Source organism: Arthrobacter sp. B2060 (assembly GCF_059090445.1).
This window is the reverse complement of sequence record NZ_JBNHFR010000027.1, coordinates 1-1,050: the sequence shown is the minus strand read 5'-3', so window position 1 is coordinate 1,050 and position 1,050 is coordinate 1. Positions and strand designations below refer to the sequence as shown.

The following is a 1,050-nucleotide window of genomic DNA, read 5'->3' as shown; positions in this document are numbered from 1 at the left end:
TTACTTGTCTTCCAGTCCCAGCTCGGCGGCGACCGTGACAACGTCGTTGGACACCTTGACGGGCTGGACATCGCTGCCGTCTTCCGTCCGCAGGGCCCACTGAGGGTCCTTCAGTCCGTGGCCGGTGACGGTGATGACGATCGTCTTGCCCGAAGGGACCTCTCCCGCCTCATGCTTCTTGAGGAGGCCCGCGACGCCGGCGGCGGAGCCGGGCTCCACGAAGACACCCTCCTTGGAGGAGAGCCAGCGGTGGGCTGCCAGAATTTCGTCGTCCGTCACGGCGTCAATGAAGCCGCCGGACTCGTCACGGGCGGCAATGGCGCCGTCCCAGGAGGCAGGGTTGCCAATGCGGATGGCGGTGGCGATGGTGTCCGGCTCAGTGATGGGGTGGCCGGCTACGAACGGGGCGGCACCCGCGGCCTGGAAGCCCCACATTCGGGGAGTGCGGGTGGATACAGCGGGAAGCGTGCCGGCTGTCGTGGATTCGAACGGCGCCGAGTACTCCTTGTAGCCCTTCCAGTACGCGGTGATGTTGCCAGCGTTGCCGACGGGCAGCACGTGGATGTCCGGGGCATCGCCGAGGGCGTCCACGATTTCGAAGGCTCCGGTCTTCTGTCCCTGGATGCGGGCAGGGTTGACTGAATTCACAAGGAAGACCGGGTAGGACTCGCCAAGCTTGCGGGCGATGTCCAGGCAGTTGTCGAAGTTGCCGTCGACCTGCAGCAGGGTGGCGCCGTGGGCGATCGCCTGGCTGAGCTTGCCCATGGAGATCTTGCCTTCGGGCACCAGCACTGCGCACTTCAGGCCGGCGGCCGTGGCGTATGCCGCGGCGGACGCAGAGGTGTTGCCGGTGGAGGCGCACACTACGGCCTTGGCTCCGGATTCCACGGCGGCGGTCATGGCCATGGTCATGCCGCGGTCCTTGAAGGAACCGGTGGGGTTCATGCCTTCGACCTTGAGGTACACCTCTGAGCCGGTCAGCTCCGAGAGCTTCTGCGCGTGGACGAGCGGCGTGCCGCCCTCACCGAGGGTAATGACCCTGGTTTTCTC

The 1,050-nt window shown here is 66.1% G+C and carries 1 protein-coding gene; it reads right to left on the bottom strand.

Annotated features, from left to right (window positions below; all coding sequences use genetic code 11):
* On the bottom strand, positions 1–1,050 hold a 1,050-nt coding region (gene thrC / locus AC5RUM_RS21440; RefSeq protein WP_494036844.1), incomplete at its 5' end, for a threonine synthase.